The following is an 18,559-nucleotide window of genomic DNA, read 5'->3' as shown; positions in this document are numbered from 1 at the left end:
GCCGGTCGGGCGTTCGAGGACGGACCGCGCACCGGCCCGGTCAGAGCTGGGGCGGATCCCCCGGAGCGCGCCCCCGGTCCGCCGGCCCCCGGCCCGACAGCACCTCGCCGTACGCCTGCATCAGGTCCGGCAGCCGCAGCGTGGCGAGATCGTCGCGTCCCGGTGTGCTGCCGTAACCCGAGAGCCGCAGATCGCGGTACGCGCAGCTCTTCTCGTACAGCGTGCGCAGGAAGCGGCCGTTGCCCAGCTCGTTGATCCAGCCCTGGTCGACGACATGGCCGCTGATGCTGCGCAGCTCGTCCAGCGCCTCCTCGTCCCACACGTCGTCGTTCTCGGCGGCCAGCACCTCGCCGATCGCGGTCAGTTCGAGGGGCCGGTAGCTGGGGAAGTCGACGCGCGTCGTGAAACGGGAGGAGAGACCGGGGTTGGTGGCGAGCAGCCGGTCCATGCCCTCCGGATAGCCGGCGAGTATCACCACGAGATGGTTCCGGTTGTCCTCCGCGCGCTTCAGGAGCACCTGGAGGGCCTCGTCGCCGTACGCGTCACCCTTGCTGTAGCCCGAGTTGGCGAGGCTGTACGCCTCGTCGACGAACAGCACGCCACCGATCGCCGAGTCGATCAGCTCGTTCGCCTTCACCGCCGTCTGCCCCAGGAACTCGCCGACCAGATCGGCCCGCTGGGCCTCGACCAGATGATCACCGCCGAGCAGTCCGAGCGCGTAGAAGACCCGGCCGAGGATGCGCGCGACCGTCGTCTTGCCGGTGCCCGAGGGGCCGGAGAAGACGAAGTGACGCTTGGGCGGCTGTACGGGCAGCCCCTGTCCGGCCCGTAACCGCGCCATGTTGAGCTGTGCGGACAACGCCTTGACCTGGCGTTTCACCGGCTCCAGGCCGACCATCCGCTCCAGTTCGGCCAGCGCCTCGGCGAGCAGGACCGGGTCGGTGGGGCGGTCGGGGAACTGCGGGGGAAGGGGCTGCGACGGTACGCCCGCCTTCTCCCGTATCCCGTCCACCGGGTCCACCGGGTTCGGCGGGTTCGGCGGAACACCCCCGCCGAAGGGGGACTGGCCCTCGGCGCCCGGCCGCGGGTCGGGGCCCTGCGGATACTCGCCGTCGATCTGCGCGTCCAGCGCGTCCTGACCGAACCCCGCCAGCGCGACCGACGCGAGACCCGCCGAATCGTCCGCCCCGTCGTACCCGTCGGAGTCGGTGATCGCCGCGAGCCGGGCGGCGGTGTCCATGAAGGTGGGGTCCGTCCGGTGCACGGCCCGGTACAGCGGCAGCGCGGCGGCGCTGCGCCCGGTCCCCTCGTGGGCGCGCGCCAGCCAGTAGCGCAGCTCCTTGCGCTGCGGCTGTTCGCTGCGACAGCGCATCAGGGATGTCGAGAGGAGCGGCTCGGCCTGTCCGTACATCTCCAGCCGGACGCGTGCCATACCGCCGAAGAGGCCCGCCTCGACTCCCAGCAGCGGGTCGTTGACGAGGGACTCGGTGTGGCGCACCAACTGGTCCCAGTCCTTGACCAGATAGGCCCGGCAGGCGTGCAGGAAACGCACATGGGGATCGGCGTCCACGGGCGGCAGCCCCGCCAGCGCCCGGTCCAGCTCGGGCACGTGCCGGCCGTCGAGCCAGTGCGAGGCGTGCGCGAGCAGCAGGTCGCGCCGGCTCTCCAGCACGGGCTGCACCCACCAGCCCAGCCAGTACCAGGAGTTGAGCGTGCGGCGGTGGCGGGAGCGCTGCTCGCCGAAGCGGTCGCGGTGGCGGTACATGTGCAGCAGCGCGGTCGTGGTGTCGACCCGCAGCGCGTGCAGCCCCAGCCAGCCGTCCGCCATGCCGGGATCGAGCCGTACGGCCTCCCGGAACTCCTCCTCCGCCTGTGGATACGCCCCCATCGTGTACGCATCCACACCACGTACCCACGCGAGATCGGCCGGGGCTCCAGCGCCCTGCGTGCCGATGTCCATCAGGCCCCCCACAAACCATGACCCCGTGATGTCCCGCCGGGCGGGCGCCCGTCGGCAGAGCGTGCTGAACCACCTTGTCGTGGACGGGAATTGACCCCTGACCAAGCCAACCAAGAGGCATCGTACCTGCGCAGAGGGTGCGCGAATAAGGGCGCGGCCTTCCCGCCCGCGCCGGTGACCCAGGGTGATCGCTGGGTGGGGGACGGTGCCGGGAGGCGGCGAAGAGAGCAGAACGAAGCCCCCGATCACGGGGGAACAACCGGGGGCTTCGCGTCCGCGGCGGCTCCGAAAAGCCGCACATTGAGAACGTAAGACCTGTCCCACCCCTTGGTCAAGCCGAGTTGAGGCACCTTCGGGGCTGATTTCCGACTGCTCAGTACGGAGGGAATGTCCGGTCACCGTAGGTGACAGGTTCAACCTCTGGCGCATTCGCACGAGTTCCGGGCAGCCACTTGTATCCCTCCTGCCACTCACGCACCAGAACATCGGCGAAGGGACGCGAGGGATCGGCCGCGAAATGGCGCGTCTCCGCCCGCGTCCAGCCGTCCCAGAAGGCCGACAGTTCCGGTCCGTCCCGCTTGCGGCCCCGTCGCCAGGACTCCTCGGCTGCCCGGTCCATCCACAGCAGCCTCGCCAGCCACGGCCGTACCGCAGCCCGGCCCGCGCCCACCCCCTCGATGAGGACGACCGGCACGGGAGGCAGTGGAAGGGGCGCACGGAAGCGCCGCAGCGTCCAGTCGTACGGCGCGTACCGTGCGGTCGCGCCCTGCGAGAGGGGGCCGAGCACGTCGTCGGTGAGCCGCCGCGTCCAGTCGAAGAACGCGTCGTGCGTGGCCAGGTCGTCCAGGTGCAGGACGGGCGCGCCGCCGAGCGCGGCGGCGAGCCGCGCGGCGAAGGTGCTCTTGCCGGAACCGGCGTGGCCGTCGACCGCGACCAGCCGGACCGGGCCGCAGGAAGGCGGCAGTGCGCGCAGTGCCGTCGCGGCTTCGGTGAGGTCGTCCACCCGGTCAGCCTATGCGCGGACGGGTGCGCTCCGGCGCGGTCCCGCGCGGTGGAGCCGTATCAGTGGTGGAGACCAATATTGGTCCGGCGACGCGAGACGAATCGCTGGCCGAAGCCGTTCGGGAGCCGCGATAGTTGACGGACTGTCGTGCACATACCAGTGAAGAGACCAGTGACCCGGGGGTCCCATGAACAGCCCAGCAGCATCCTGGAACAGCCCGGCGTCGCGCCGCACGGTGCTCGCCACGGCCCTCGCGGCGGCCGGCGCGGGCGCGCTCTCGGCCGCGGCGCCCGCCCTGGCCGCCGCTCCCGCCGCACCGTCCGCCCGGTCCGCCGCCCACCACCGCGCGGCCGCCCGGGTGGACAACCGGTTCTGGAGCTCCGCCGCCGACTGGCGGGGCGGTACGGCCAACGGCACGAAGGTCCTCTCCGGCGGCCGCTCCGGACTGGCCATCGCCACCCCCGCGGGCAGCACCGACTACACGGACCCGCACACCGGGAGCACCAGCACCTGGGAGTACGCGACCTGGACCTCACCCGTCCACCGCTCCAAGGTCCCGGCCACCGAGGCGATCGCCTCCTGGAACGCCGACACCCCCGCGGGCACCTGGATCCAGACCGAGCTGCGCGGCACCTACTCCGACGGCGCGGCGACCCCCTGGTACGTGATGGGCCGCTGGGCCTCCGGGGACGGCGACATCCGCCGCACGTCCGTCGACGACCAGACGGACGACCGCAGCAGCGTCTGGACCGACACCTTCGCCGTCGACGACCCGGCGAGCGGTCTGCGCCTGGTGTCGTACCAGCTCCGTCTCACGCTCCACCGCAAGCCCGGCACCACGCTCACGCCGACGGTCCGGCGGGTCGGCGCGATGGCCTCGGACATCCCCGACCGCTTCACCGTCCCGGCCGCCGCGCACCAGGTGGCGCGCGAGCTGGGGGTGCCGCGCTACTCGCAGAACACGCACATCGGTCAGTACCCGGAGTACGACAACGGCGGCGAGGCCTGGTGCAGCCCCACCTCCTCCCAGATGATCATCGAGTACTGGGGCCGCAAGCCCACCGCCGCCGATCTGGCCTGGGTGAACCCGGACTTCGCCGACCCACAGGTCTGTCACGCGGCCCGGTTCACGTTCGACTACCAGTACGACGGCTGCGGCAACTGGCCCTTCAACGCGGCGTACGCGGCCGGGTACAAGGACATGAACGCCGTCGTCACCCGGCTCGGCTCGCTCACCGACGTCGAGCGGCTGATCCGCGCGGGCATCCCGGTCATCACCTCGCAGTCCTTCCTGGCGAGCGAGCTGACCGGCGCGGGCTACGGCACCTCCGGCCATCTGATGACCGTGATCGGCTTCACGGCCGCCGGCGACGTGATCGCCAACGACCCCGCCTCCCCGAGCAACGAGGCCGTACGGCGGATCTACAAGCGCCGTGAGTGGGAGAACATCTGGCTGCGGACCAAGCGGTACAACGCCGCGGGCACGGTCGTCTCCGGTACCGGCGGCGTCTGCTACCTCTACTGGCCCGTGGAGCCCACCTCGGCCCAGCGCAAGGCGCTGGAGGCCGTAGGCGTGCGCTGAGCCGTCCCGCATGGGCGCCGGGGGGTGCCCCTATCTGTTTCGTCAACCCCGGTGGGGTCGGCTTGTAGGGGTTGATCCTGGTTTTTTGGGACGTCCCGCGAAGCGGGATGTCCCCGACGGATCGGGTGGCTGATGGGCAGTGCGGTGGTCGGCGGGGCCGCGGTGGCCGTGCCGGTGCGCGGGTGTGATGGGGCCTGGAGGGCGGGGGCGGTGGAGTCGTCAGGCAGCGAGGTCGACGTCGCCCGGGGTGCGTGCTTCGTAGAGAGCCCCGGTGCGGATCATCGCGTGGATGACGTTCACGCGCTGGCGGGCCAGGCGGAGGATCGCCTGGGTGTGGGTCTTGCCGCGTGCGCGTTGGCGGTCGTAGTAGGTCCGGGAGGACGGGTCGGTTTTGCAGCCGATCGCGGCGAACGCGGCCTGGAACAGGGCCCGTTTGAGGAGCCGGTTGCCGCGGTGGGGTGCGTGTTCGCCGCGAATCGAGGTGCCGGAGGACTTCGTGGCCGGGGCGAGTCCGGCGTAGGAGGCGAGGTGTCCGGCGCTGGGGAAACCGGTGCCGTCACCGATCGCGACGATCACGGCGGCCGTGGTCCTGACGCCCAGGCCGGGCAAGGAGGTCAGGAGGTGGAAAAGAGGGAGGGCCTCCAGCAGGGCAGCGATCTCCTGCTCGGCCTGGCGGCGCTGAGTGTGGGCGGCGGCGAGCTGGGCGGCGAGTCCCGGCACGATCAGCGCGGATGCCTCGGTGCCGGGAACGACGAGGGTCTGCTCGGCGAGCGCGTCGAAGATCTCTGCGGTGAGGTGGTGGGCCTTGCGCGAACCGTGCGCCTTGAGCAGGGACTCGCAGCGGGCCCGGCCCAGTTTCTTCAGCCTGGCTGGGGAGCCGTGGCGCTGGAGGAGAGCCTGGATGTAGGGGTAGGCCAGGCGGGGGCCGAGGACACGTTCGAGGGAGGGATGGATCTGGGAGAGCAGGCCACGCAGCCGGTTGGTGGTGCGGTTGACCTCGCCGGCCAGGTCGTTGTCGTAACCGGTGAGCATCGTCAGCTCGGCCAGCACCTCGTCGTCGCGGTCCACCGCCCGCAGGGTGTGCGGCATCGTGCGGGCGGTCTCGGCGATCACGAACGCGTCGCGGGCATCGGTCTTGGCCTCGCCGGGATGCAGGTCGGCGGCCCGCCGCATCGACAGCCCGGGCAGGTAGGCCACCCGGCAGCCCGCCGCACGGGCCACCGTCAGCGGCAGCGCACCGATGTTCGCGACCTGGTCCACGATCACCAGAACGGTGCCGAACTTCGCCACCAGCCTGGTGAACAGCTCCAGCAGTCTCGGCTCGGTGTTGGGCAGCCGCTTGTCGTGCACGGTTCTGCCGTCCCGGGTCCGGCCGTGGGCGTGGTGGAACTCCTTGCCCAGGTCCAGGCCGAGGAAGAGATCTATCGCGGTCGTGTCGACCATGTGCGTGTGCCTCTCGCCACTCGTCTCCTGAAACTCCCGGCCGTCCCTGCGGCACCACACGCCGGCAACCACGTTACGCAGACATGCCGCCCGGTGAAGCGGCCCGGCATTGCGCCGGACCAGGCGGTCGTCAGGCCCCTCATCAGCGGTCAAGCGGTGCCCCGAAGCCCAGCGGCAACACCCCCCAGGTCATCGCCTTCGACAGGGGGCACACAGCCATACCGGACCCGGGGGCCAGGAACCCCATTGCGGGGCCACGAGAAAGGTAACGGGGCTCCGCCGCCCACCCGGCGCCACAGGCGCCCTCGGCCCGAGCCGGCGGGTCTGCAATACTGCGGATCTCCTGTGACAGTCGAGACCTGGGACGCGCGGATTTGAACAACAGGCAGCAGCGTGGTGAGAGTGAGCGGGCGCAGTTGCGTCGCTCCGAACTCATCGCCACCGGCCGGAAGTTGTTCGCCGACACGTCGTACGACGCCCTGTCGATGGACGATATCGCCCAGCACGCGGGTGTCGCCAAGGGGCTGATCTACTACTACTTCAAGAACAAGCGCGGCTACTACCTCGCCATCATCGAGGACTCGGTGATGGAGCTGGTCTCGCTCGCGGCGGGCGGCGGTGATCTGCCGAACACCCAGCGCGTACAGCGCACGGTCGAGGCGTATCTGCGATTCGCCGAGTTCAACGAGGCCGCCTACCGGACGATCATCACGGGCGGCGTCGGCTTCGACACCCAGGTGCAGGCGATCCGCGACGCGGTGCGCACGGGACTGGTCTCCACCGTCGCCGAGGGCGCGTACGGCCGTCAGGACATCCCGCCGATCGCCAGACTCGCCCTGCTCGGCTGGCTCAGCAGCGTCGAGTGGCTGACGCTCGAATGGCTGGAGCACCGCGACGAGCTGACCCGGGAGATTCCGCGCGATCTGCTGGTGCGGATGCTGCGGCACACGCTCAACACGATCGAGGAGTTCGCGCCGGAGTGTCCGGCGCCGCCGCCGGACCCGGACTTCCGTCCGTACACCGGCCGCTGAGGGGCCGTCAGGAGGCGTCGCAGCCGGAGCGCCGGGCAGGCTCGCTGAGCCCGCCCGGCGCCCCGTTGGTGCAAACACGTGTCCCGACCGGTCAGTTGATCGCCTTGATCAGCTCACCGTCGGTCGTGTCACCGCTGAGCTCCCAGAAGAAGGTGCCTCCCAGGCCCTGCTCGTTCTTGTAGTCCATCTTGGTGCCGATGGTGGCGGGGGTGTCGTAGCTCCACCAGTTGTTGCCGCAGTGCGCGTACGCCGTACCGGCCACGGTGCCGTTGGCCGGGCAGGTGTTCTTCAGGACCTTGTAGTCCTCGATGCCCGCCTCGTACGTGCCGGCCGCCGCGCCCGTCGCGCTGCCGCCCGGCTCGGACTGGGTGACCCCGGTCCAGCCGCGGCCGTAGAAGCCGATGCCCAGCAGCAGCTTCTCCGCGGGAACGCCCTTGGCCTTCAGCTTGGTGATCGCCGCGTCGGAGTTGAAGCCCTCCTGCGGGATGCCGTCGTACGACGTGAGCGGCGAGTGCGGAGCCGTGGGGCCCTGCGCCGCGAACGCGCCGAAGAAGTCGTACGTCATCGGCAGGTACCAGTCGAGGTACTGGGCCGCGGCGCCGTAGTCGGTGGCGTCGATCCTGCCGCCGTCGGAGGCGTCGGCGGTGATGGCCGCCGTGACCAGGTTGTCGCCGCCGAACTCCGTACGGAGCGCCGACACCATGTCGGTGAAGGCGTCCGGCCCGCTGGTGTCGCAGGTCAGACCGCAGGCGTTCGGGTACTCCCAGTCGACGTCGATGCCGTCGAAGACATCGGCCCAGCGCGGGTCCTCGACCAGGTCGTGGCAGGACTTGGCGAACGCGGCCGGGTCCTTCGCCGCCTCACCGAAGCCGCCCGACCAGGACCAGCCGCCGAACGACCAGATCACCTTGAGGCCGGGGTGCAGCTCCTTGAGCTTGCGGAGCTGGTTGAAGTTGCCCCGCAGCGGCTGGTCCCAGGCGTCGGCGACACCGTCGACGCTCTGGTCGGCGGTGTAGGCCTTCTCGTAGTCGGCGAAGGCGTCACCGATGGTGCACTTGCCGCCCTGGACGTTGCCGAACGCGTAGTTGATATGAGTCAGCTTGTCGGCCGACCCGGAGGTCTCGATGTTCTTGACGTGGTAATTCCGGTCGTAGACACCCCAGTTGGCGAAGTATCCGATGACCTTCTCGCCGGCGGCTGTGGGGGCCGCCGGGGCCTTCTCCTGGTCGGCGGCCGCGGTACCGGCGCCGGCGAGCAGGGACACGCCGAGAACGGCGGTACACGCCGCGGCGACGAGCGCCCGGAAACGGGCGCGGGGACGGTGCGGTCTGAGCATGGTGTCTCCTCGTGGGGAGGGAGATCGACGCCCATGCCGTCGACTTGGCATGGACGCGAAGACTGTTCACCGGGACGTTAGAAGGACTAGACCAGTGGGTCAATGGTGCGGACCAACTTCCCGGCACACTCGACGGACCCGGGGCGGCTTTCCGACAGCGGCCGGAGCGCACGCCCGACGGCCGCCCGCCGACGGCCGGGCAGAACCGGAGCGGAACCGGTGGGGGGCCTGACCGCCCGTGACTACACCCCGCCGATCGGGCATACTCAACGCGCCACAGCCGCTGGTCAGCCTGCCCCGTGATCCGGGAAGGCAGCATCGGCTGGGCAGGTATCCGGCCTGGGGACACCCCCGGGCCTCGACCGGCGGCGCCGCCACACCCTGCGTGAGCGACCGCCGTAGCGCCCCGAAAGGGAGGAGAGCGCCGCCATGCCCGACCGCGCCCCGCGTCCGGTGGACCGTCAGCTGCCCACCGAGGAGTCCAAGGACCTGCTCGCACTCGTACGCGACATCATCGAGCGGGAGATCGTCCCCGTGGCGGCCGAGGAGGAGGCGGTGGGACACTTCCCGCGGCGGAACTTCTCCCTCCTCTCCGAATCGGGCCTGCTCGGCCTCCCGTACGACTCCGAACACGGCGGCGGCGACCAGCCGTACGAGGTCTATCTCCAGGTCCTCGAGGAACTCGCCGCGGCCCGTCTCACCGTCGGCCTCGGCGTCAGCGTCCACTCCCTGGCCTGCCACGCGCTCGCCTCGTACGGCACGGCCGACCAGCAGGCCGAGCACCTCCCCGCCATGCTGGGCGGCGGTCTGCTCGGCGCGTACTGCCTCTCCGAGCCCGCCTCGGGCTCCGACGCCGCCTCACTGCGCACGAAGGCCGTCAGGGACGGCGACGACTGGGTGATCACCGGCACCAAGGCATGGATCACCCACGGCGGCGTCGCGGACTTCTACAGCGTGCTCGCGCGCACCGGGGGCGAGGGCGCCGGAGGCATCTCGGCCTTCCTGGTGCCCGGCGACGCCGAGGGACTGGTCGCCGCCGCGCCCGAGAAGAAGATGGGCATGAACGGCTCGCCCACCGCCCAACTCCACTTCGACGGCGTCCGGATCGGCGACGACCGGCGGATCGGCGACGAGGGGCAGGGCTTCGCGATCGCCCTCGCCGCGCTCGACTCCGGCCGTCTCGGGATCGCGGCCTGCGCCGTGGGTGTCGCCCAGGCCGCCCTCGACGAGGCCGTCGAGTACGCGACGGGACGCCGGCAGTTCGGCCGCCCCATCGCCGACTTCCAGGGGCTGCGCTTCATGCTCGCCGACATGGCCACCCGTATCGAGGCGGGACGGGCCCTGTACCTCGCGGCGGCGCGACTGCGCGACGCCGGCCTGCCGTTCTCCCGGCAGGCGGCGATGGCGAAGCTGTTCTGCACGGACACCGCGATGCAGGTGACCACGGACGCCGTCCAGGTGCTCGGCGGTTACGGCTACACGGCCGACTTCCCCGTCGAGCGCTACATGCGCGAGGCGAAGGTGCTCCAGATCGTCGAAGGCACCAACCAGATCCAGCGCATGGTGATCGCCCGGCACCTCGCGGGGCCCGAGACCCGCTGAACTCCCGCACGCCGGACCGGATCCGTCCGTCGGCCGTCATCAACCGGCGGACGGGTCGGGCGAATTGACGGGCCATCGGCCCGAACGATAAGTGACGGCGCGTCAGGCGGCGTGGCGCCGCAGGTGCGGCAGCTTGAACGGACGTGAACTGGGGCCGCCCGCGTGGGAGAACGGCTGTGTCCGCCAGTCCAGCCCCTGAGGGAGCGTCAGCAGCAGTGCGGTGTCCTGCTCCTGGGCGTCGAGCGATTCGTCGGCCGGGCGGGCGTCCTGGGCCGGACGGCCCGTACCCGCGCACACGGTGAGCACGAACGGGGTCCACGGGCTGGGGCAGAGCGCGTGCTCCGGCAGGCTGTCCTCGTCCGCCAGCAGGGCGATCGGCTGGGAGCAGTCCGGGCACACGACCCGGTACATCTCGAAGGTGTCGTAGGAGTCGAGCTCATCGGCCTCGACGGGATCAACGGGCTCCGGTTCGATACGTCCGGTGCGCTTCAGGCTCTGCATGGAGACACTCCCCCTCGGGTGGGCCGAAAGGCCACGTGCGGCCTCGACCACAGCAAGCAATTCCCGTCGCGCGAGGCAGGTAACCGTGAGGTCTCGACGGACCCCGTGACATACCTGTGGTCTTCGTCACATGCCCGGCGCAGGTGACGATCCGGTACGCCCTCGGCTGTGCCGGAAGCCTCCTCGGGCAATAGGTTGATCCGCATGGAGGAGCTGGATCGTCAGATCGTGGAGTTGCTCGTCAAGGACGGGCGGATGAGCTACACCGACCTGGGCAAGGCCACGGGTCTGTCCACCTCGGCGGTGCATCAGCGGGTCCGCAGGCTGGAGCAGCGCGGAGTGGTGCGGGGGTACGCGGCCGTCGTCGACCCGGAAGCCGTCGGCCTGCCGCTGACGGCGTTCATCTCGGTCAAACCCTTCGACCCCAGCGCGCCGGACGACATCGCGGAGCGGCTCGCCCCGATCCCCGAGATCGAGGCGTGCCACAGCGTGGCCGGCGAGGAGAACTACATCCTCAAGGTGCGGGTGGCCACGCCGCTGGAACTGGAGCACCTGCTGACCCGGATCCGCACGCTGGCGGGTGTCTCCACCCGCACGACGGTCGTCCTGTCCACGCCGTACGAGGCGAGGGCGCCGCACTTCTAGGGCCGTATTTTTTTCTGGGGCTCAGTTCGCCTCCGGGACGCTTTGAGCCGGTGTCGACGGTCGACCGTGCTCGCCCCCTCGTTCCTCGGGGCCTCCGCGCGCTCTGTCTTGCGGCAGCGGGCACTCCCTTCGGCTCACCCGCCGGGCGGCGCCGCCGGTGCCCGCTCTCGTACCCCTGCGTGCACTCGCCGTTCCGCGAGCCGGGAGACTGGGCGTCATGAACGATCGCGCCGCCCCCCGGACCCTGAGCGAACCCCGCACCGTGCTGCTGCGCGGTGGAGACGTCCACAGCCCCGCCGACCCATTCGCCACCGCGATGGTCGTCGAAAGCGGCCATGTCGCCTGGGTCGGCTCCGAGGGCGCCGCCGACTCCTTCGCCTCCGGTGTCGACGAGACCGTCGACCTCGAAGGCGCCCTCGTCACCCCGGCGTTCACCGACGCGCACGTCCACACCACCGCCACCGGCCTCGCCCTCACCGGACTCGACCTGTCCGGCGCGGGAACCCTCGGCGCCGCGCTCGCGCTCGTACGCGCCCACCGCACCGCCCACCCCGGCGACCGGGTGCTCCTCGGGCACGGCTGGGACGCCGCGCGCTGGCCCGAGCGCCGCGCCCCCACCCGTGGAGAGCTCGACGAGGCGGCGGGCGGCGGGCCGCTCTACCTGACGCGGGTGGACGTCCACTCCGCCGTGGTCACCACCGCACTGCTCGATCTGGTGCCGGGCATCACCGAACTGGCAGGATTCCACCGGGACGCGCCGTTGACCGGCGACGCCCACCATGCCGTGCGCGCCGCCGCGCACGCCGCAGTGACCCCGGCGCAGCGCACCGAGGCGCAGCGCGTCGCGCGCGCCCACGCGGCGTCGCTCGGTATCGGCACCCTCCACGAGTGCGCCGGCCCCGACATCTCCGCCGAGGACGACTTCACCGGGCTCCTGCGGCTCGCCGACGACGAACCCGGCCCGCGCGTCCACGGCTACTGGGCCGAGCGGATCAGCGACGCCAAGGGCGCCGCGCGGATCCGTGAACTCGGCGCCGTCGGCGCGGCGGGCGATCTCTTCGTGGACGGTTCCCTCGGCTCGCACACCGCCTGGCTGAGCGAGTTGTACGCCGACGCGCCCCACACCGGCGCCGCACATCTCGACGCGGCCGACATCGCCGCCCATGTCACCGCCTGCACCGAGGCCGGTCTCCAGGCGGGCTTCCACGCCATCGGGGACGCCGCCATCGGCGCGGTCGTCGCCGGGACGCGCGCCGCCGCCGAGACGCTCGGCCTCGCCCGGATCCGGGCTGCCCGCCACCGGGTCGAGCACGCCGAGATGCTGACCCCCGAGACCGTCGCCGCCTTCGCCGAACTCGGCCTCACCGCCTCCGTCCAGCCCGCCTTCGACGCGGCGTGGGGCGGTACGACGGGTATGTACGCCGACCGGCTCGGTGAGGCGCGCGCCGGCACGCTCAACCCGTACGCCGCACTCCTGCGCGCCGGTGTCCCGCTCGCCTTCGGCTCGGACAGCCCCGTGACCCCGCTCGACCCCTGGGGCACGATCAGGGCCGCCGCCTTCCACCGCACACCCGCCCACCGGATCTCCGTACGCGCGGGCTTCACCGCCCACACGCGCGGCGGCGGGCGCGCCGTCGGCAGGGACGACACGGGGGTGCTCGTGCCCGGCGCGCCCGCCGACTACGCGCTCTGGCGCACCGAGGAACTGATCGTGCAGGCCCCCGACGACCGGGTCTCCCGCTGGTCCACCGACCCGCGTTCGGGTACGCCGGGCCTGCCCGATCTCACCCCCGGCGCGGCTCTGCCCCGCTGTCTGCGGACCGTGGTGGGCGGACGTACGGTGTTCGTGCGACCGAACGAGTGATGTACTCGCGTTTCCGTACGGCCGACCGATGCCCGCCGGCCACTGTCGCGACCAGCGGATCTTCCACGCTGACCTGCTGAAACAGGTAATTGCCGCAGGTCGGAGGAGTGTTGACAGCAAGCACTCACCGGCCGGTAGGTTCGGCCGGGTCCACCAAAGGACGTCCGACCGGCAACTCCCACGCAGTCGTCGAACGCCGCTGGGTCATGGGGTGGTGTGCCGCACCGGCGCACCACCGCTGGGAGCCAGGTTCAGCGCCCGCGCCTCGGCGGCGGGGGAAGGTTTCTGCCGGTCGGCGGGTGAGACCCGGGTAGGGCCCCGGCGTTCAGTAGACAACGGCTTTCGGTCGACTCGCAGCCGGCGGGTCCCAGGTCGGCCCGAAGGACGCCGGGACCCGATCCGCAGGCCCCGGATCCCCTGCCCGGCCGCCCGGACCGCCGGATTCCGGCCGCCCGCGCCCCATCCCTCTCGACGCCCCGCGACCGTGTGGACGGACACCCCTCGCGTGCTCGCTAAGGTGGTACTTCTGCGTACGGCGATTAAGGGGCAGTTGTGAACGACGGTGGTCAGAGGCAGTACGGCCCGCTCGGCGCAGCCTTGGTGATCATCCCGACCTTCAACGAGGCGGAGAACATCAAACGGACCGTCAGGCGCGTGCGCGCGGCGGTCCCGGAGGCCGACATTCTCGTGGCCGACGACAACAGCCCCGACGGCACCGGAAAGCTCGCCGACGAACTCGCCGCCGAGGACGGCCAGGTCCATGTCCTGCACCGCAAGGGCAAGGAAGGGCTGGGCGCCGCCTATCTGGCGGGCTTCCACTGGGGCATGGAGCACGGCTACGGCGTGCTGGTCGAGATGGACGCCGACGGCTCCCACCAGCCCGAGGAACTGCCCCGTCTGCTGACCGCCCTCAAGGGTGCCGACCTCGTGCTCGGCTCGCGCTGGGTACCCGGCGGCCGGGTGGTGAACTGGCCGCGGACGCGGGAGATGATCTCCCGTGGCGGCAGCACGTACTCACGGGCGCTGCTCGGTCTGCCGCTGCGCGACATCACCGGCGGCTTCCGCGCCTTCCGTACGGAGACGCTCGACCGGCTCGGCCTTGAGGAGGTCGCCTCGCAGGGCTACTGCTTCCAGGTCGACCTCGCGCGCCGTGCCGTCGAGGCGGGCTGCCATGTCGTGGAGGTGCCGATCACCTTCGTCGACCGCGAGCTCGGCGACTCCAAGATGAGCCGGGACATCCTCGTGGAGGCGCTCTGGCGGGTCACCGCGTGGGGCGTCGGTACCCGGGCGAACCGCATGCTCGGCCGGAAGCCTCTCTGAATCCGGCCGTCCCTCGTACGACAACGCGAGCCGCTGCCAGGCACACTGGAGTCATGACGACCGGCGCACCGCCTCCCGCGGCCCCGAAGCGCTCGCGAGCGCGCAGAATTGTCCCTCTGGGCATCGCTCTCTGGCTGGTGCTCGAAATCTGGTTGCTGACCGTCGTGGCCGGGGCGACGAACGGGCTGACCGTGCTGTTGCTGCTGATCGGCGCGGGCATCCTGGGCTCGGTGGTGGTGAAGCGGGCCGGCCGCCGGGCGTTCCGGAATCTCACCGAGACGCTCCAGCAGGCACAGCGGCAGCAGCAGAACCCCGACGCCGAGGCCTCGGACGAGAGCGCCGGCACCAGCTCCGGCAACGGCTTCCTGATGCTGGGCGGCCTGCTGATCATGCTGCCGGGGCTGATCTCCGACGCGGTCGGTCTGGTCCTGCTGGTGCCGCCGGTGCGGTCGGCGCTGAGCCGCAAGGCCGAGCGGTCGCTGGAGCGCCGTATGCGCGACGCCGGGCCCGGAGGCCTCGGGGACGCGTACCAGCAGGCCCAGCAGGCCAGGATGTCCCGCCCGGACGGCAAGGTCGTGCAGGGCGAGGTCATCAGGCACGACGAGCCGCGCCCGCCGGGCGGCTCGGACCGCGACGGGACCCGGCCGCCCCTGACGCACTGAGGGTCCGGCCCCCTGAGCGGACCCGCCGGGGGGCGGACACCGGAAAGCCGTGGGCCGCGACACTGTGTGTGTCGCGGCCCACGGCTTCTCGCATGTGCTGTTGTGGCGGTACCGAGAGGGTCAGGCCGACTTTCGGCTGTCCCGCGGGTGCACCGCGATGTTCATGGCGCCGGAGCGCAGGACGGCCAGCCGTTCGGCCAGCACCTCCTCCAACTCCTCGCGTGTGCGTCGCTCCATGAGCATGTCCCAGTGCGTACGCGCAGGCTTGCCCTTCTTCTCCTCGGGACCATCCCCGTCCACCAGGAGTGCCTGGGCGCCACACGCCTTGCACTCCCACTCCGGCGGAATTTCCGCCTCTACCGAAAACGGCATCTCAAATCGATGGCCGTTCTGGCATGCGTACTCCACCGCCTGGCGCGGGGCCAGATCGATGCCGCGGTCCGTCTCGTAGCTGGTAACCACAAGTCGCGTGCCGCGGAGAGCTCGCTCACTCATGAATCGTGCCTCCCGGGCTTGTCGCCCACAGGACAGGTGTCGCTGTCGTCGTCATCCGGTCAACGTCCGGTCGGCGGTAAAGATTCCCGTTGCGGGTCATGCGTCGCCCGTCGTGCCGCCCCTTGTCTACCCACCAGTGCCCGGTTTGTCACATGTAGCGCTGGATGTCATCCGGTGTTTTCGCTTCTGTGACACGCGGTAACGGTCCGGCTGGCAGGCCAACGGCGTACACTACCGCGCTTTCACTTCAACGTCTAAATCCGCTCCGGCACGGGGTTTCCCGCCTCGGCCACGGCCCGGCGGACCGGCACCCTCGCCAGCAGCGCGAAACCGATCACAAAGAAGATCACCAGGGAGAGGATCGCGTCCCGGTAGCTGCCGGTGACCTGATAGGCCAGGCCGAACACCAGGGGTCCCAGCCAGCTCAGTCCCCGGTCGCTCATCTCGTACGCCGCGAAGTACTCGGCCTCCTTGCCGCGCGGCACCAGATGCGAGAACAGCGAACGCGACAGCGCCTGACTCCCGCCGAGCACCATGCCGATCGCGGCGGCGAGGGCGAAGAACCAGACCGGCTTCCCGGCGGGCAGCACATATCCGGCCGCCAGGATCGCCGTCCAGACGGCCAGCGAGGCGAGAATTGTCCGTTTGGCCCCGTGGGTCCGCGCCAGCCGTCCCATGCCGAGCGCGCCCGCCACCGCCAGGATCTGCACCAGCAGCACAGCCGTGATCAGCGTCGTCTGGTCGAGGCCGAGCTCCTCGGAGCCGTAGATCGACGCCTGGGAGATCACCGTCTGCACACCGTCGTTGTAGATCAGATAGGCGAGCAGGAAGGAGAGCGTCAGGGGGTGGCGGCGCATGTCGCGCAGTGTGGCCATCAGCTGGCGCCAGCCCGTACCGACCGATCCCTCGCCCGCCCTGCCGGTGTCCCTCACCACCCGCCGGTCGCGCAGCCGGCTCAGCGGCACCAGCGTGAACGCGCCCCACCAGACACCGGCGGAGGCCAGACAGATCCGTACGGCCGTCGACTCCGAGACGCCGAACGACTCGTGGCCGGTGTAGAGGATCAGGTTCAGTACGAGGACGAAGGCGCCCGAGGTGTAGCCGAACGCCCAGCCCCGTGAGGAGACGGCGTCGCGCTCCTCGGGCGTGGCTATCTGGGGCAGATAGGCGTTGTAGAGAGCCATGGACACCGACAGCGAGGCGTTCGCCACGACCAGCAGCACCACGCCCAGCGCGTAGCGGTCGCCGTCCAGGAAGAACATGCCCGCCGTCGCCCCCGCCCCGACGTACGCCGAGACGGCGAGGAGCGGCTTCTTGCGCCCCGTCCGGTCCGCCGCCGCGCCGGCCAGCGGCATCAGCAGCACGGCCAGCACGATCGAGACGGACACCGAGTACGCGAAGACCGAACCGGCCCGCACCGGGATGCCCAGCGGATGGACGAAACCGTCGGCGTCGGCCGCGGCCTTCGCCACGGACGTCAGATAAGGGCCGAGGAAGACGGTGACGACGCTCGTCGAGTAGACGGAACACGCGAAGTCGTAGAAGTACCAGCCGCGCTGCTCACGTATGCGGCCCGTCTCGTCGTCGGTCAGGCCCGCGGTGTCGGCGGTCACCCCGCGCCCCCTCATTCGTCCCCGGAGGGGACATCCGTACCGGTCAGTGCCACAGTCCGCGCTCGGTCAACACCGCGCGCAGCGTCTGAAGATGATCGGTCATGATGCCATCCACACCAAGGTCCAGGAGGGCCCGCATCCGATCCGCCTCGTTGACGGTCCACACGTGCACCTGGAGACCACGGGCGTGTGCCGTCCTCACGAAGCGCTCGTCGACCAGCCGCACACCGCTCCGGTCCTGCGGGACCTGCGCGCAGACGGCGCCCTTGCGGACGGGCGCGGGCGCCCCGTACGAGCGCAGTCGCAGGCCGAGGACCCCGCGCACCCCGTACGACGTGGCGAGCCGGGGACCCGCCAGCCGCTGAGCCCGCGCGACCCGCCCCTCCGAGAACGAGCCCAGGCACACCCGGTCCCAGCTGTCCGTCCGCCGGATCAGCTCGATCAGCGGGAGGAGGGCCGGCTCCGCCTTCATGTCGATGTTCCAGCGGGCGCCGGGGAACTCCTCCAGGAGGTCCTCGAAGAGCGCGAGCGGTTCGCCGCCGCCGACCCTGGCCCGGCTGATCTCGCTCCACGTCAGGTCGCGGATCCGGCCGCGCAGATCGGTGACCCGGTCCAGGGTCTCGTCGTGGAACGCGACGAGCCGGCCGTCGGCCGTGGTGTGCACATCGGTCTCGAAGTAGCGGAAACCGAGTCCGGCGGCGCGCCGGAAGGCGGCCGCCGTGTTCTCGATCCCGTCGGCCGCGCCGCCGCGGTGGGCGAACGGGATCGGCGACGGATGGTCCAGATAGGGATGGCGTACGGGAGTCACGGCCGAAGTATGGCCTGCTCCGGAGAACCCCCGGCGACGACCGCGCCGCCGTCGTCCGTCGCCGGGACGACGAAGACCCGCAGGAACAGCTGGGCGAGCGGCCCGATCGCCAGCGCGTAGGCGATCGTGCCGATCCCGACGGAACCGCCGAGAACGAAACCGGTGGCGACGACGGCCACCTCTATCGCGGTACGCACCAGCCGTACCGACCGGCCGGTGAGCCGGTGCAGCCCCGTCATCAGACCGTCGCGGGGGCCGGGTCCGAACCGGGCGGCGATGTAGAGACCGGTGGCCACACCGTTGAGGACGATTCCGCCGATCATCAGCGGGATCTGCACGGCGAGAACGCGGCCGTCCGGGACGACGGCCAGGGTGGCGTCCATCGCGATGCCGACCACGAAGACGTTGGAGACCGTGCCGAGCCCGGGACGCTGCCGGATCGGGATCCACAGCAGCAGCACGACCGCGCCGACGATGATCGACACGACACCCATGGTCAGACCGGTGAGTTCGGACAGGCCCTGGTGCAGCACACCCCACGGTTCCAGTCCCAGACCGCCCCTGACCAGCAGGGCCGAGCTCACGCCGTACAGCGTCAGACCGACGTAGAGCTGGACGAGCCGGCGGGGGAGCCGCTTCCCACGGAGAGCGGGCGTGATGGACAAGGCGCTGTCCTCCTGGAGTGGATCGAGTG

16 protein-coding genes are annotated in these 18,559 nt (G+C 71.0%); 7 read left to right on the top strand and 9 right to left on the bottom strand.

What is annotated here, in order from left to right; genetic code table 11:
- Positions 1–40: 40 nt before the first annotated feature.
- Both SSPS47_RS04290 and SSPS47_RS04285 read right to left on the bottom strand, forming a co-directional pair.
- Positions 41–1,960 (bottom strand): AAA family ATPase, encoded by a 1,920-nt coding sequence (locus SSPS47_RS04290; protein WP_164248865.1) that lies wholly within the window; start codon positions 1,958–1,960, stop codon positions 41–43.
- A 373-nt stretch (positions 1,961–2,333) separates the two neighbouring features.
- Positions 2,334–2,963: a hypothetical protein gene (locus tag SSPS47_RS04285; protein WP_164248863.1), complete on the bottom strand. Its 630-nt coding sequence runs from the start codon at positions 2,961–2,963 to the stop codon at positions 2,334–2,336.
- Positions 2,964–3,150: 187 nt separating this feature from the next.
- On the opposite strand from SSPS47_RS04285, the gene SSPS47_RS04280 reads away from it, so the two are divergent.
- A complete protein-coding gene (locus tag SSPS47_RS04280; protein WP_164248861.1) occupies positions 3,151–4,545 on the top strand; it encodes a peptidase C39 family protein in 1,395 nt (464 codons plus the stop codon).
- Between the two features lie 219 nt (positions 4,546–4,764).
- Here the strand turns inward: SSPS47_RS04280 and SSPS47_RS04275 are convergent, their stop codons facing one another.
- Positions 4,765–5,988, bottom strand: coding sequence for an IS110 family transposase (locus SSPS47_RS04275; RefSeq protein ID WP_164248859.1), 1,224 nt, complete (start codon positions 5,986–5,988; stop codon positions 4,765–4,767).
- A 374-nt stretch (positions 5,989–6,362) separates the two neighbouring features.
- Here SSPS47_RS04275 and SSPS47_RS04270 point away from each other — a divergent pair, with 374 nt between their 5' ends.
- Positions 6,363–7,019 carry a TetR/AcrR family transcriptional regulator gene (locus tag SSPS47_RS04270; RefSeq protein ID WP_147877546.1) on the top strand — a complete coding sequence of 219 codons (657 nt, stop codon included), beginning with the start codon at positions 6,363–6,365 and terminating at the stop codon, positions 7,017–7,019.
- A 91-nt stretch (positions 7,020–7,110) separates the two neighbouring features.
- Here SSPS47_RS04270 and SSPS47_RS04265 read toward each other — a convergent pair whose 3' ends face one another.
- On the bottom strand, positions 7,111–8,355 hold the full coding sequence (locus tag SSPS47_RS04265) for a glycoside hydrolase family 18 protein (protein ID WP_164248857.1): 1,245 nt from the start codon (positions 8,353–8,355) through the stop codon (positions 7,111–7,113).
- 429 nt (positions 8,356–8,784) lie between these two features.
- Between SSPS47_RS04265 and SSPS47_RS04260 the strand changes: the two genes are divergently transcribed.
- Complete coding sequence (locus tag SSPS47_RS04260) at positions 8,785–9,957, top strand: acyl-CoA dehydrogenase family protein (protein WP_164248850.1); 1,173 nt, start codon at positions 8,785–8,787, stop codon at positions 9,955–9,957.
- Between the two features lie 102 nt (positions 9,958–10,059).
- Here SSPS47_RS04260 and SSPS47_RS04255 read toward each other — a convergent pair whose 3' ends face one another.
- Positions 10,060–10,458 carry a hypothetical protein gene (locus SSPS47_RS04255; protein ID WP_147877543.1) on the bottom strand — a complete coding sequence of 133 codons (399 nt, stop codon included), beginning with the start codon at positions 10,456–10,458 and terminating at the stop codon, positions 10,060–10,062.
- A gap of 204 nt (positions 10,459–10,662) precedes the next feature.
- On the opposite strand from SSPS47_RS04255, the gene SSPS47_RS04250 reads away from it, so the two are divergent.
- The 4 genes from SSPS47_RS04250 (at position 10,663) to fxsA (ending at position 14,949) form a co-directional block, all read left to right on the top strand.
- Positions 10,663–11,103 carry an Lrp/AsnC family transcriptional regulator gene (locus SSPS47_RS04250; protein ID WP_147877542.1) on the top strand — a complete coding sequence of 147 codons (441 nt, stop codon included), beginning with the start codon at positions 10,663–10,665 and terminating at the stop codon, positions 11,101–11,103.
- Between the two features lie 217 nt (positions 11,104–11,320).
- Entirely contained in the window at positions 11,321–12,967 is a 1,647-nt protein-coding gene (locus SSPS47_RS04245) for an amidohydrolase (RefSeq protein ID WP_164248848.1), read from the top strand.
- Between the two features lie 552 nt (positions 12,968–13,519).
- On the top strand, positions 13,520–14,287 hold the full coding sequence (locus SSPS47_RS04240; RefSeq protein ID WP_147877540.1) for a polyprenol monophosphomannose synthase: 768 nt from the start codon (positions 13,520–13,522) through the stop codon (positions 14,285–14,287).
- Between the two features lie 53 nt (positions 14,288–14,340).
- The gene (fxsA, locus tag SSPS47_RS04235; protein ID WP_164248846.1) at positions 14,341–14,949 is read left to right on the top strand and encodes an FxsA family membrane protein; all 609 of its coding nucleotides are present in this window, start codon (positions 14,341–14,343) and stop codon (positions 14,947–14,949) included.
- A 120-nt stretch (positions 14,950–15,069) separates the two neighbouring features.
- Here the strand turns inward: fxsA and SSPS47_RS04230 are convergent, their stop codons facing one another.
- From SSPS47_RS04230 to SSPS47_RS04215, 4 genes are all read right to left on the bottom strand, one after another.
- Positions 15,070–15,444, bottom strand: a complete 375-nt coding sequence (locus tag SSPS47_RS04230) for an RNA polymerase-binding protein RbpA (protein WP_003959706.1) — start codon at positions 15,442–15,444, stop codon at positions 15,070–15,072.
- A gap of 254 nt (positions 15,445–15,698) precedes the next feature.
- Entirely contained in the window at positions 15,699–17,057 is a 1,359-nt protein-coding gene (locus tag SSPS47_RS04225; protein ID WP_239064770.1) for an MFS transporter, read from the bottom strand.
- A gap of 43 nt (positions 17,058–17,100) precedes the next feature.
- Positions 17,101–17,865 (bottom strand): glycerophosphodiester phosphodiesterase, encoded by a 765-nt coding sequence (locus tag SSPS47_RS04220; protein WP_164248843.1) that lies wholly within the window; start codon positions 17,863–17,865, stop codon positions 17,101–17,103.
- Entirely contained in the window at positions 17,862–18,530 is a 669-nt protein-coding gene (locus SSPS47_RS04215; RefSeq protein ID WP_164248842.1) for a hypothetical protein, read from the bottom strand. Before SSPS47_RS04215 ends, SSPS47_RS04220 begins: the two co-directional genes overlap by 4 nt.
- Positions 18,531–18,559 lie beyond the last annotated feature (29 nt).

The sequence above is a fragment of the Streptomyces sp. S4.7 genome, from assembly GCF_010384365.1.
GTDB lineage: Bacteria > Actinomycetota > Actinomycetes > Streptomycetales > Streptomycetaceae > Streptomyces.
This window is presented reverse-complemented; position numbering and strand designations above follow the sequence as displayed.